Raw genomic sequence first — 12,971 nt, 5'->3', positions numbered from 1 at the left:
TGAATTTTGAATTTATTACCATACCTTCCAAGGAGCCTGACCATTTTTCCATAGCTCCTCTAGGTAATTTTTATCGCGTAAAGTATCCATTGGTTGCCAAAAACCAGCATGTTTGAAAGCTGATAACTGTTCCATGTCAGCTAACTTTTCTAATGGTTCTTTTTCCCAAACGGTAGAATCATCAGTAATCAAATCAATCACATCTGGTTCTAAAACAAAATAACCACCATTAATCCAAGCTCCGTCACCTTCTGGCTTCTCGCGAAAGTTGGTGATTTTAGTTTGCTCATGTGCCAGAGAAATGGCCCCAAAGCGCCCTGCTGGTTGAACTGCTGTGAGTGTTGCTAGAGTATTTTGTTCTTGATGAAATTTCACTAACTCTGTGATATTTACATCACTTACACCGTCACCATAGGTAAAACAAAAAGTTTCGTTACCAACATGTTCGCTAATGCGTTTTAAGCGTCCACCTGTCATTGTTTGATCACCTGTATTGACTAAGGTGACACGCCAGGGTTCAGCATAACCAGAATGTACATTCATCTGGTTAAATCGCATATCAAAGGTAACATCTGACATGTGTAAGAAGTAGTTAGCAAAATACTCCTTGATTATGTAACCTTTATAACCGCAGCAAATAATGAAGTCATTAATACCGTGAGCAGAATAAGTCTTCATTATGTGCCATAGAATTGGCTTACCACCAATCTCAACCATCGGCTTGGGTTTGATATTGGTTTCTTCACTGAGGCGTGTACCAAGCCCTCCAGCCAAAATCACCGCTTTCATGTGATTACCTCGGAGATTTGCAGGTGAATTATTTTTGCTAAAAAAAGTCTCAAGTATCAAATATGAAAGATGAAAAGTAACAACTATCTTGGTATATGCCTTATCCCTAATAGGCGGAAATTTAGAGTTTTTCAAGTATTCAAGCCTGAATTTAAGAATGGGCGAGTTAACTTTAACCTTCCAATTTATACTTCAGCTTTTGTTTTTTGACTTTGTGAAAATGAAGGGGATGCACATCAATAGAGAAAAATTCATTAGTCATTTGTTTTTCTCAGTAAATAATCTAACCGTAATTTTCCGCAGAATTATAAAGGATAGGTAAATTAAAATATTTTGTCTGTAAAAGCTTTATAAATATGTAAGATCCGTAAAAAAAGACTAAACTTAATAAAAACTTTATTTGACTAAACAAAAATACACTAATCAGCACATTAGTATCAAATACAAACCGTCGATTATTCGTGATCATTCAAAATTGATTCTAAGATTTCAGACGTTAATCCTCGTTCTTGTGCTTCCAGGCTTGCTTTATCCATCGTGTTTCTTAAACGTGCAATGGCTTCAAATCTGTTCATTGCAAATTGAGATTGCATAATTGCCGCAATCTTAAGTTGCAATTGTTCTTGTTCTTCTTTAGTAGCATTACGGTATGCTTCTGCCACTGAAGAGGGAACTTTGATAGTGATCTCTTCTTTAGTAATCATAGCCGTGCGCCTTCATAATTTCTCATCATTTTCCGCACTAAAAGCTGCTGCCAATTCAGGACTAGCGATCGCAATGCTGCTTTCGTGCCATTCATGAATGATTGCGTCAATCATCTCCCATGCTGTAGTTGAGGAATTTATCAATCGAAAAGCCTCACTTAGCTCCGTGATAAACTCTTGCAACTCATCAAAGTCAAACACGCTCAACCATCCATAAGGATGTTCAAAGCCGATTTTTTTCCCTAGTAATAGAGAAAAAGCAACGGTTAATGCTTCAAAAACAGCTTGACTTTGAGTAGCTGTCTTGACGAGAGAAGTTACTTCCTCTCGGCGCAACAATGCAAAAGACTGATCATTACGAGTAATTGTCACTGGACGTTCTAAGGCTTTGTCTAGAACTCGCCCAGGCTGACGATTTAACTCAGTGGCTGTAATTAGCTCATCTGAGTAAATATTGCCAAAATTCTCCAGAGCCATAGGTTATGCGTTTTCAGCCAAGCCGATTTAATGAAATCAATAAGTCACTACGTATAATTGTACGTACATTGCTGCTCACCTTCATTTTTTCACCTTCTAGGGCATTACACCAAATTCATAAAATATATAAATAGATAAAATAAACAGGGGTAGTCAGCGCTAACCCTGTTCACACTTGATTATTTACCACTTCAACAGTGATTTGATTACAAAAACAGGGAGTAGGGAGTAGGGATACAAAAACATTAAAAACTGTCTTTTGTGGGTCATTGCCCACTGTTAGGAAAAGATTTGTGCCGAGATTGCTTGCAACGAGGCACAATGCGTCCTGACTTCAATCCCACGCCTTAAGGCGTGGGTTCCCTACTCCCTACTCCCTCTGAATGTTTTAATTAGTTTCTCGCGACAAACTTGAGCTTTGGAATAAATTCTCACATTTGTTTTCAACAACTACGCAGATATTGCTGAGGGCTTGTTGATAGCTGTCCATGTCTTCTTGCTCAAGAGAGATTTTAGCAGCAGCTTGCAAATCTGAGATTGCTTTGGCCTGATTTTGGCTAGATTCGCCGCCACCATATTGCGAAAGTTCATAACGCAACATGCCTCGTTTGAGTAATGCTTTGGCGAGTTTGGGGTCGTTATTTAGGGCTTTGTCAAAATCAGTAAGTGCTTTTCTGTATTCTTGGACGTAATCGTTACTGTATTGAGCCATTTGATGGCGGGCTACAGCACGCTGATAGTAAGCTTCTGTTTTGGTATTATTGAGATCGATCGCTTGGGTGAAATCTGCGATCGCGCTTTTGTAATCTTGTTGCGATTCTGTGCTAGCTTTAGCTTTTTGCGCGTAGACAATACCTCGTCTGATGTAGGCTTCAACTTCTTCTTTGTCGAGACGGAGGGCGCTATTATAGTCTGCGATCGCTAATTTATATTCTTTGTCTGCTTCGCTGCTATACTCGGCGAGCATGTTACGAGCATTGCCTCGGTTGACAAAGGCTTTGATTTCATTGGGATTGATTTTCAATGCTTGGGTATAGTCTACAACTGCCCCTTCATAATCTTTCAAATTGTAGCGAGCGTTACCACGATTTACATAAGTTTTGGCATATTGAGGATTTTGTAAAATTGCTTGGTTGAAGTTGGTAATTGCTTGCTCATAGTCTTTGATTTTGTAGGCAGCATGTCCCTGTTTGTAATAATCTGCAAATGTCAGACCATTATCTTTAATTGTCTTACGGGACATTAAGGTTTGTTGCGTGTAAGCGTTTTGAGCAATAAATGGGCGGGTAAATTTGGTCATTAAGTCCAAATACACCAATAAACCAAAACCTAGCAAACCAAAGATAATGGGGTATAACTTTGGCCTTTTAGAAGATTGATAAGGAGAATAGTTTTGGTTGGTTGATGACTGCCAAAGGGAGGATGGCATGACTCGCTCTCGCAAGCGCGGAGTTTGGGTATGACGCCTTTTTGGTTGAGTCCGCGGCTTGAGATGTTCTCTTGCTTCGATGGCTTGTGGTGATGGGAAAGGATCGCGTCCACCCAATCTCAGGCTACGTTCACACCAAGGACAGACATGTAGGTGGTTGTTGTAGCGATGCTGGGGATTTGTCGAACAAGTGACGAGGGTTTCTTCCGCCACGGCTAGTGCCGACGCCCAGGCTTGAGCGCTGGGGCGGATTTGGGGGTTGTCGTGCCCATCTTCAAAACACCGAATAAATAATTCTTGTAAAGCGGGATGCAGAATTTCCCAAGGAGGTGCTATTGGGGTGGGCAGGTAAGGTACATGCCGCTTGCGACTGTAGGTAAAATGACCGGCAGCGATCCGCGCTTCGTAGGGTGGCGGCTCTACAGCGCCTTGATAGACGCCGGAAAATGGGTGCATACCTTCCATGAGGAGTTGGAAGATTAGCACTGACAGCCCAAATAAATCATGGGAAATTTCGCGATCGTGTTGTGCAAAAACTTTATTTTGCAACTCTGGTGGGGTAAACTCTGCTTTACCCACCGAGCAACGGTAAACGACATCGTGATTGGAATCGCGTACTTGGAAAGAGTCTGTGTCTACCAAGGTCACTAGTGCGGTGTCGCTGACAAGGATATTAGACTCATTGACATCACCAACACAATAACCACTGTTGTGCAAAGCAGCAAAAGCTGCTGAGAGGTTACGAGCTGTGCGGAGCAGGTACTGATAGTTGAATAATGGACAATGTTGACGGCGAGTTCTAGGGTTGTAGAAGTCGATAACAGGACGCATCCCTCGAATACGCGGCATTAAAAAGCCGATGATGCTTTTGCTGCTATCTGCTGCTTGTAATAAATCTATGGGCCAAGCAATGGAGATATGCCCCAAACTGGCTGTAGGATTTTCTGGTGGATTGGCCAGCATCGCCTTGAGCTTTTCGGCATGGGCAGCAGTTGGCTTGTGATAGACTTTTGCCACGAGAGTGCCATCGGATGTCACTGTATAGACACACGCTTCACCACCGCGTCCCAAATTGACGCTGAGGTTGATAATTTCTTGTTTCGGAAGACAACGTAGTACCTGCATGGTTAATACCGCTAACGGGGGTTATTGAAAATGCCAAACTGGCAGAATCATGGCTCATTAGTTGCTGAGTGCAGCTATAATAAGCGTCAAATCATCATCAGTGCGTTGCGTGATTCGCTCTGAGCGTAAAAACTTCACTAGCTGCTCTTTGGCCATTGTTTTATTTTCAGCATTCGCTACAAAATCAAACAGAGGAAAAAAGAACGGTTTGTGAGGTTCACCAACAACCATATTGAGAGCCAGCATTTGTAGTCCGTCGGTAAGTATACCAACATTGACTATGTCTTCGCGCCACAATCTCATCTGCGCTGTATCTAGGGCATTGGGCGAAGTTAAAAAAGTTGTTTCATTGATGTATTCGCCACTGTCAGGTGTAGTCAGGGCAAGGAGATTACCTGCGCTATCTTTGGCCACTGCTAAACCATCACCTATCTGTGCTACTGCTACCACTTCTGGTGTGGCGAGCATGACAATTAAGGTAGTTGCTAAATCTTGGGGCTGTTTTCTACCAGCGGCTGCTTCGTTTTCTACTGCTTTTCTGGCAGCGAGTATGGCTTGTGTCAAGAGCGATCGCACTTGCTCGTCGTCAACTAAAGTGTCTTTTGTCACTTGTTTGCGGCAAATGGTTTCGATTGCTGTTTCCACAGCCACCATGGCTCCTACTTTGCCATCACTAGCAGAACCTGCGCCATCTGCCGCCGCTGCTACTAAAACATTATCTGATAAAACCTGCCAGTGATGAGCATCTTGACATAACTGCTTATTTTTTAAGTGGCTTGTTCCACATACAGACGCGGCTAATACCCGCCATTGAGCAATCTGTTTTGATATGTTCATAAGATTTTCTTCCACAGCCAGCTACTGATGTATCAAGCTGTAAGCCTTGCTAAACAGACCCCCAACCAATCGGTGGTAGTGCTACTTGTTCATCTACTTGAGAATGAGAAACAGCTGACATACTAGCCGACAGCCAGACAAACATTTCGATAAAATTCAGTCCTTTGAGTTTTAAGGGAGTACGCACCGAAATTTGATTTAAGCGTGTCATATTCGCGTTTTCTACACCCACTGTGAAAAAAGCGACGCGCTTATTTGCTTCATCTCCTTGGAGGCGCTGCGATGCTTGGTCTACCACATGGTCTAGCTCACCTTGCGGCTCTCCATCGGTAATCATAAATACCCAAGGACGGTAGTAAGCAATGCCATTGGATCGATACTGAGATTTGCGCTCTTGAATGATGTCTAGAGCTTTGTGAATGCCTGCACCCATTGTCGTTAATCCTTGTGCTGTCAAGATGGGTGGGTTGAATTGATCGGCAGTGACAAAATCTTGCACGACATTAATATGACTGTCAAAAGTGATGATCGCTACTTCTACCCGTCTGGATGCCAAAGAATTTTTGATTAATTCGTCCTTCAAACTCAGTAAACCCTGATTTAAAGCCTCGATTGGTTCTCCCTGCATGGAGCCAGATGTGTCTAGTAGTAGCACGCAAGGACAACGTGGTTCCGGATTTTCCGCAAACTCCACGACTTCATCAAGTCTTAATGTATCCGGTATAACCTCTTGTGTTACGCTATAATCCAAAGTCCTATTTTCCTTTTTCTAAAGAGTATTATTGATTCAAAGTATATAGTTTCAGAGCTAAATCTGAACTGCTTCGTTAGTAGGTAGATGATTGAGTCTTTATTAAACTAATTATTTGCAGCCAGCTTTTTTACATATTGCAGAAAATCTTCATTGTGGTCTAGTTTCTTAAAACAGAATTTATCAGCGTTTAGCATCATCTGTTGTAGTGTATTTACCAAATTTTTATATCTGGTAAATATAGAATACATTAAATACATAAGGTTTTCGAGAAAGAATTTTAAAGATTGTATGTAGGAATAGTGGGTTTTTCTTCATGAAGATGAAAGTGATTCAGTAATGTCCAAAAGTTATATTCCTCCTAGCATAGGATTAGGGGTATAAAGTCTCAGAAGCCAGATATAGTAACGTTTAATTACGACAAATTACTTAACTCAAGATGGCGATCGCCAGCCGGAAAACAGTCATCGGGGATCAGGTATATGGTCAGTGATTTCGACCCGTGTCCGATGGCTGACACAAGCGATAAGGGACTTAAATGATAGATGCTAACTGTTAATAGAGCTTCAATAGCTCACCGCTAAAATACTGAAAATTTTCAATTCTACATAAAAGACCTAAAACATTTTCTTGTGGTGTAGCGAGGCTAGGTCATATGAGAGTGTACTAAGTCACAAACTAACTTGAATTTTTATATTTTGTAATATATGTACATATTTTGAAATAAAAAATTCAAGTTTAGAAAAATATTTCAAAAAAGAAAATATTTTTATAGCCGACATTTCCAATTTACGAGTATTCTTTCGCTTATCCGCGAAAAACTTGAAAATCATATGAGCAATTCAGGTACCTTTACTAAACTCCGTCCCCAGAGTTTGTTAAGACAATTATCTAACTCCTCGGAAAATATTTGTATACAAGCATTTAGTAACTCAGTTTCCTGGATAATTTATTTAGAACAAGGCAAAATTATCTACGCTAGCCACTCAGTTGAACCCTTTGATAGATTAGAGCGTCATTTACGTCGCCTTGCTGAGCAAATACCTCAAATTACTAGTGAAACTCGCGTTCAATTGCGAATGACATTTGAACTCGACTCACCTAATCAGTCAATCGAATATAGTAGCAATTCAATCAGTCAGCCTGCTGAGTATCAAGCTATATACTGGCTGGTAAATCAACAAAATTTGAACTCTACACAAACAGCATTACTAGTTCAAGAATTAGTCATAGAAGTGATTGAATCATTTTTGCTGATCAAAGAAGGGACTTATCAACTCACAGAACTACATAATATAATTCCCCTTTGCAGTTTAGACACAGAAAAAATCTCAGAACACTGCCACGCGAGATTAACAAGTTGGCAATCTTTAGTACCTAAAATTTCTTCTCCTTATCAACGTCCATATTTGTTGATTAAGAGCAAATTCCCCACAAAAGATTTACCAGAACTGCAACCAGATTTAACTAATTGGATGAAGGGTTTTAGCCTACGTCATCTGGCTGTGATCATGAATCAAGACGAAATTCAACTGACTCAAAGTTTATATCCTCATATCATGAATGGCGCAATTATACTCCATGAACCAGATCCACCATTTGATAAATTGCCAAAGATATTTACAGAATCTTTGCCAGCTTCTGAATGGGTAACAGAGTGGGTGAAAACAGAAGTATCTAGCATAATTGCACAAGAGCCACGTAGCACTATTACCAAAGCGCCCTCGAATATTATTGCCAAGAATATAGCTCCTGTGACAAAATTACTACAAATTTCTGCTCCTTTTAGAGAAAACCTTCAAGAACCAACATTACCGAATAACATAAATCCTCCTCAAAAAATAGTAACGGCTGCTACTGCTACTACTAAAAAAGTCCACAAAATTGTCTCTGTAGATGACAGTCCCACAATTCTTAAAGAAATTAGTCGTTTTTTAGAGAGCGAAAATTTTTCGGTAGTGACAATCAACGATCCACTCAAAGCTATAATGTCGATTATTCGCCACAAACCAGACTTAATTTTGTTGGATCTCAACATGGCAGGCGTAGATGGTTATGAATTGTGTCGCATTATACGTAACAATTCAAAATTTAAAGCGACTCCAATTATCTTTGTCACTGGCAATAAGGGAATTGTAGACAAAGTAAAAGCTAAATTAGTGGGGGCGTCTGGGTATCTTACTAAACCTTTTACACGTGCAGAATTACTCAAAATAGTCTTTATGCATTTGCTTTAATAAGCTAAAATACATATAAACTCCACAGTCACTCATGATGATTATCCTCTGTTGAAGAGCTTTGCTCGCCGATAGCCGACGCTCAAACTTTTCGCTTTGTCATTGGTCATTCGTATTGACAAAGGACGAACGACAAATGACTAAATAACGGTTTTAAATTCAGATGCATATGACTGCTAATCTAGAAGTTGACGAAAACTTGATTCAAGAAGCTCTCGAACTTGGTAATCAACTTACTAAGCGTGCTGTTGTTGAAGAGGCATTAAGAGAATATGTACAACGTCGAAAGCAACTAAAAATTTTCGAGTTATTTGGCACAATTGAATACGATAATGATTATGACTACAACCAACAGCGCGATCGCAAATGAAGATCATTGTTGACACCTCAGTTTGATCTTTAAATATGAATATTTAAGTATCAAATTGTATTTTAATTATGCTTTATGTACAGACCATAAAATGCTTGAATATTATTTGAGCGTTGAGATGTAATAGTTAGAAATATTGATTTAACGTTGTTTATGCGTATTTCTCTGAATTGGCTACGGGAACTAGTAGAGATAAAACTAAGTACAGAAGAATTAGCCCATGCTCTCACAATGGCTGGGTTTGAAGTAGAAGATATTGAAGATCGCCGCACTTGGGCGAATGGTGTTGTTGTTGGTAGAGTAGTTGAACGTCAACCCCACCCCGATGCTGATAAATTGAGTGTTTGTCAAGTAGATATCGGTGCAGCTGAGACTTTAAATATTGTCTGTGGTGCAGCCAATGTCCGCGCAGATATGTATGTGCCAGTGGCAACTGTTGGTACTTACTTACCAAACATCGATTTAAAAATTAAACCCGCAAAATTACGCGGTGTACCCTCGCAAGGGATGATCTGTTCTTTAAAAGAACTCGGTTTACCCACTGATGTTGATGGAATTCATATTTTTCCTCAAGAAAACTTGTCGTTAGGTAGCGATGTGCGTCCTCTGTTGGGCTTGGATGATGTAATTTTAGATCTCACCACAACAGCTAACCGGGCTGACGCCTTGAGTATGGTGGGTGTAGCACGAGAAGTGGCAGCTTTGACAGGAGGAAAACTCAGTATTCCCCAACCGGGTGAAGTCGCAATTACCAAAAATGCAGAGGTTTTGAGTTTAAAAATTGCCGACACCCAAGCTTGTCCTACTTATATTGGTACAGTCGTTGAACAGGTAAAAATTGCTTCTTCCCCTGATTGGTTGCAACAGCGCTTACGGGCAGCAGGAGTTCGACCCATCAATAATGTCGTGGATATTACTAACTATGTATTGTTAGAATGGGGACAACCGCTACACGCATTTGATCGCGATCGCCTACAATCAATCGCATCTCTACAAATAGGTGTTCGCTTCGCCACTACTGGAGAAACCCTCAAAACTTTAGATGGACAAACTCGCACTCTCACGACTCAAAATTTACTCATCACCGCCAACGACACACCCGTCGCCTTAGCGGGAGTCATGGGTGGGGAAGCAACGGAAGTGCATGATGGTACTCAAAGCCTAGTTTTAGAAGCTGCACTGTTTGATTCTGTGGCAATTCGCCGTTCTTCGCGGAGTGTGGGATTAAGAAGTGAGGCTTCTGGAAGATACGAACGGGGAGTCAACCGCGCGGAATTGGAAGTAGCCAATCGTCGGGCTTTATCATTAATGAGTGAACTAGCACAAGCTGTGATTGTGCAGCAAGAAATTGCCGACACTCGCCCAGACCCTTCTACCTGGAGTCGTTCGATAGCACTGCGTTTAGACCGCATTAACCAAGTTTTGGGGCCAATCGATTCGGAAGCTGAAACAGGAGAAATCCAACAACAAGATGTGGAACGCATCTTGACGGCCCTGGGGTGTCAACTCACCCCATTAGGTGAACGTAATTGGACAGTTTCTGTACCTCCTTATCGTTACCGTGACTTAGAACGGGAAATCGACTTAATCGAAGAGATTGCCCGCCTTTATGGCTACGATAATTTCTGCGATACCTTGCCGGAAAAAGCCGAAGCTGGTTATCTACCGATAGATCAAGAATTGATTCGCAAATTACGAGCTTTTTTGCGGGCCGAAGGCTTGACAGAGTTAATTCACTACTCTTTAGTAAAACCAGGGGAAGATCGACAAGTAGTACTAACTAACCCACTATTCACAGAATATTCAGCACTACGAACCGATTTATTAGCCGGGTTAATTGATGCCTTTCAATATAATTTAGAACAAGGCAATGGTGCCCTCAACGGCTTTGAAATGGGGCGAATTTTCTGGCAAGAAGAGAACGGTTTGCAAGAAACAGAAGCGATCGCTGGGATCATGGGTGGCGATCGCACTTTGGGCAAATGGTCAAAAGGTGGGCGTGAACAACCCATGACTTGGTTTGAAGCCAAAGGCATTTTAGCAAGTGTTTTTCGGCAACTAGGTGTCCAGGTAGAATATCAACCAGATTGCCGCGATTCTCGCCTACATCCAGGACGTACCGCCTCGTTATGGTTGCGGGGTAACAAACTAGGGGTTTTTGGACAACTCCATCCCCAACTCCGACTAGAAAGAGGCTTACCAGACTCAGTTTTTGCTTTTCAGTTGGATTTAGACGTGCTTTTGGATGCTTTGGATCAAGACGAAATTCTCGTCCCAACATTTCATCCCTATTCTACCTATCCCGCAAGCGATCGCGATATCGCCTTTTTCGCACCCGTCAAGGTTTCAGTTGTCGAAATTGAAAAAGCAATCACCAATGCAGGTAAAGATTTACTAAAATCAGTCGAACTGTTCGATGAATATCGCGGTGAAAATGTCCCCCAAGGACAACGAAGCTTAGCATTTCGCCTAGTCTACCGCACAAGCGATCGCACCCTCACCGATGCCGAAGTCGAACCAGTCCACAACAAAGTCCGCGAAGCCCTAGTAGAAAAATTCGGCGTCAACCTCAGAAGCTAGTGTTAGCAGTGGTCAGCTCTCCGACTTTTTCAACAAGTCGGAGAGCTAGGAACCCAGCAAAAGTTAACAGTTAGATCAGTGATCAGTCATCATGCCTAAATACATCATGTGGGGAACCTACTGTGAAGATGTCCTCGAAAAACGCACTCCTTACCGTCAAGACCATTTAGACGGGTTAGCAAAACAGAAAGAATCTGGTGTATTGATTACCATTGGCCCCACCAAAGATGTCACCAAAGTCTTTGGGATTTACGAAACAGCAGATGAAGCCACTGTGCGCCAATTAATTGAAAATGACCCCTATTGGAAAAATGGCATCTGGACTGAGTACTTTGTCAAAGAGTGGATTCAGGCGATTTAAATTACTTAAAAGGGAGCAGGAAACAGAATATTTTTTGTTCTGTGTGAAAAATAATTTGGGTGATTATTAATGAACAAAGCCAGAAGTCAGAAGACATAAGCATTTTAAATGCTGAATTCTACCTTTTGAATTCTCGTTTTTCATGCTTTTAGGTGATGCGATCGCGCTCTCATGAGTGTGATGATGAGAATATTCTCACCACAAAATCATCACTTTTGTCTAGACTAAAAACAAGAGCATCTACAACTGCAATAAATCAGATTTTTAGAGGGTTTCTACCATGAATCAAATTCTCAAACGGACATTTTTACCCGGTCTGATGGCTGTAAGTCTAGCTGGTGTTACCTTAGTTCCCGCTAAACCCGCTACAGCTGATGACCAAGTTATCCGAGACGCAGCCATCGGTGCTGGTACTTGTGTAGTTACCGGAGCAATCAGAAGACGTGGTACTGTATTACGCAATGCCGCTAAGTGTGCTGCTGCTGGTGCTGTTGTCAATGGTGCCAATGGACTCAGACGCAATCCCAAAAAACGTAGCATCATCCAAGATGCCGCAGTAGGTGCAGGTACTAGCGCCGGTACTCGTGCTATTCTTGGTGGTCGTGAAGACACCGCAGGCGACTTACTAGATGGTGCAGCGGCGGGTGCTGTCATCAATATCCTTGGTAGATAGAGACGCTTCAAAAGCGCGTTTCTACAAGAGACCTCTTGCAAAAGTCGGATACTCGCCAGAAAATAAATTTTCTGGCTGATAACTCAAGTCGGTTTCAACCGACTAATAACAGTATTTTTAGTCCGTTTCAACGGACTTTTGCTATTAGGCAGAGACTTGAGTCTCTGACGGTTCAAGTATTTTTGCAAGAAGTCTAACCCTGTTTTGTCAGTTTGGGAGAAGCCTATCGCTGAAAGCCTTTTGGAGCTTTAGTTTTAAGCTTTTGGTTATAAATTTTAGTTACTGTTAGAAAATAAAGGCTCAAAGCTAGATTGGATGAAAGTTTCAGAATCTTGCTTTGATTATTACTTTCCGAGAGTGACATAAAAGGGCTAAGCTGTTCCACATATAACTTGCATAATTAGGGCGGGCAAGATGCCCACCCCACAAGAGTTTTATTTAATTTGATTATGTAATTTAGATGTTTTTTAGCTTAAGGATTTCGGGTAACTAAAACGAGAAACGCCATAATATCGTTTCACGAAATACCTAGTACAAATGATTTGTCTCTAATTCTTTCCCCCTGCTCCCATTTCCACGTTGGGCTATCCATTACCCGGATCTTTCTTAACAAACAGACAAAATACTTAAAATTAGAC

General features: G+C 41.3%; 12 protein-coding genes. 6 read left to right on the top strand and 6 right to left on the bottom strand.

All coding sequences use genetic code 11. The annotated features are described in order from the left end of the window. Positions 1-15: 15 nt before the first annotated feature. The 6 genes from rfbF to AC5JMF_RS11285 all read right to left on the bottom strand — a co-directional run bounded on the left by rfbF (position 16) and on the right by AC5JMF_RS11285 (position 6,085). Positions 16-789, bottom strand: coding sequence for a glucose-1-phosphate cytidylyltransferase (rfbF, locus tag AC5JMF_RS11310; protein ID WP_495795805.1), 774 nt, complete (start codon positions 787-789; stop codon positions 16-18). A gap of 455 nt (positions 790-1,244) precedes the next feature. After that, positions 1,245-1,493: a hypothetical protein gene (locus tag AC5JMF_RS11305; protein ID WP_495795804.1), complete on the bottom strand. Its 249-nt coding sequence runs from the start codon at positions 1,491-1,493 to the stop codon at positions 1,245-1,247. 12 nt (positions 1,494-1,505) lie between these two features. After that, complete coding sequence (locus AC5JMF_RS11300; protein ID WP_495795803.1) at positions 1,506-1,970, bottom strand: hypothetical protein; 465 nt, start codon at positions 1,968-1,970, stop codon at positions 1,506-1,508. A gap of 388 nt (positions 1,971-2,358) precedes the next feature. Further along, positions 2,359-4,524, bottom strand: a complete 2,166-nt coding sequence (locus AC5JMF_RS11295) for a tetratricopeptide repeat protein (RefSeq protein ID WP_495795802.1) — start codon at positions 4,522-4,524, stop codon at positions 2,359-2,361. Between the two features lie 57 nt (positions 4,525-4,581). Beyond that, positions 4,582-5,361 carry a PP2C family serine/threonine-protein phosphatase gene (locus tag AC5JMF_RS11290; protein WP_495795801.1) on the bottom strand — a complete coding sequence of 260 codons (780 nt, stop codon included), beginning with the start codon at positions 5,359-5,361 and terminating at the stop codon, positions 4,582-4,584. A 49-nt stretch (positions 5,362-5,410) separates the two neighbouring features. Continuing rightward, complete coding sequence (locus tag AC5JMF_RS11285) at positions 5,411-6,085, bottom strand: vWA domain-containing protein (protein WP_495795825.1); 675 nt, start codon at positions 6,083-6,085, stop codon at positions 5,411-5,413. A gap of 860 nt (positions 6,086-6,945) precedes the next feature. Between AC5JMF_RS11285 and AC5JMF_RS11280 the strand changes: the two genes are divergently transcribed. The 6 genes from AC5JMF_RS11280 (at position 6,946) to AC5JMF_RS11255 (ending at position 12,530) form a co-directional block, all read left to right on the top strand. Continuing rightward, on the top strand, positions 6,946-8,349 hold the full coding sequence (locus tag AC5JMF_RS11280) for a response regulator (protein ID WP_495795800.1): 1,404 nt from the start codon (positions 6,946-6,948) through the stop codon (positions 8,347-8,349). 169 nt (positions 8,350-8,518) lie between these two features. Then, on the top strand, positions 8,519-8,719 hold the full coding sequence (locus AC5JMF_RS11275; RefSeq protein WP_495795799.1) for a type II toxin-antitoxin system VapB family antitoxin: 201 nt from the start codon (positions 8,519-8,521) through the stop codon (positions 8,717-8,719). Positions 8,720-8,872: 153 nt separating this feature from the next. Then, positions 8,873-11,299 (top strand): phenylalanine--tRNA ligase subunit beta, encoded by a 2,427-nt coding sequence (pheT, locus tag AC5JMF_RS11270; RefSeq protein ID WP_495795798.1) that lies wholly within the window; start codon positions 8,873-8,875, stop codon positions 11,297-11,299. 91 nt (positions 11,300-11,390) lie between these two features. Next, a complete protein-coding gene (locus AC5JMF_RS11265; RefSeq protein WP_495795797.1) occupies positions 11,391-11,660 on the top strand; it encodes a YciI family protein in 270 nt (89 codons plus the stop codon). A gap of 280 nt (positions 11,661-11,940) precedes the next feature. Beyond that, the gene (locus tag AC5JMF_RS11260; protein ID WP_495795796.1) at positions 11,941-12,333 is read left to right on the top strand and encodes a hypothetical protein; all 393 of its coding nucleotides are present in this window, start codon (positions 11,941-11,943) and stop codon (positions 12,331-12,333) included. 35 nt (positions 12,334-12,368) lie between these two features. Further along, positions 12,369-12,530: a hypothetical protein gene (locus AC5JMF_RS11255; RefSeq protein ID WP_495794220.1), complete on the top strand. Its 162-nt coding sequence runs from the start codon at positions 12,369-12,371 to the stop codon at positions 12,528-12,530. Positions 12,531-12,971: the final 441 nt, after the last annotated feature.

The organism is Desmonostoc vinosum, assembly GCF_059505385.1.
Note: the sequence above shows the minus strand (reverse complement) of the source record. Positions and strands in the feature narration are given on the sequence as shown.

Excerpts from the sequence above, each read along its gene's own strand:
- rfbF (WP_495795805.1), bottom strand. The coding sequence starts at position 789 with ATGAAAGCGGTGATTTTGGCTGGAGGGCTTGGTACACGCCTCAGTGAA.
- AC5JMF_RS11305 (WP_495795804.1), bottom strand. The coding sequence starts at position 1,493 with ATGATTACTAAAGAAGAGATCACTATCAAAGTTCCCTCTTCAGTGGCA.
- AC5JMF_RS11300 (WP_495795803.1), bottom strand. The coding sequence starts at position 1,970 with ATGGCTCTGGAGAATTTTGGCAATATTTACTCAGATGAGCTAATTACA.
- AC5JMF_RS11295 (WP_495795802.1), bottom strand. The coding sequence starts at position 4,524 with ATGCAGGTACTACGTTGTCTTCCGAAACAAGAAATTATCAACCTCAGC.
- AC5JMF_RS11290 (WP_495795801.1), bottom strand. The coding sequence starts at position 5,361 with ATGAACATATCAAAACAGATTGCTCAATGGCGGGTATTAGCCGCGTCT.
- AC5JMF_RS11280 (WP_495795800.1), top strand. The coding sequence starts at position 6,946 with ATGAGCAATTCAGGTACCTTTACTAAACTCCGTCCCCAGAGTTTGTTA.
- AC5JMF_RS11275 (WP_495795799.1), top strand. The coding sequence starts at position 8,519 with ATGACTGCTAATCTAGAAGTTGACGAAAACTTGATTCAAGAAGCTCTC.
- pheT (WP_495795798.1), top strand. The coding sequence starts at position 8,873 with ATGCGTATTTCTCTGAATTGGCTACGGGAACTAGTAGAGATAAAACTA.
- AC5JMF_RS11265 (WP_495795797.1), top strand. The coding sequence starts at position 11,391 with ATGCCTAAATACATCATGTGGGGAACCTACTGTGAAGATGTCCTCGAA.
- AC5JMF_RS11260 (WP_495795796.1), top strand. The coding sequence starts at position 11,941 with ATGAATCAAATTCTCAAACGGACATTTTTACCCGGTCTGATGGCTGTA.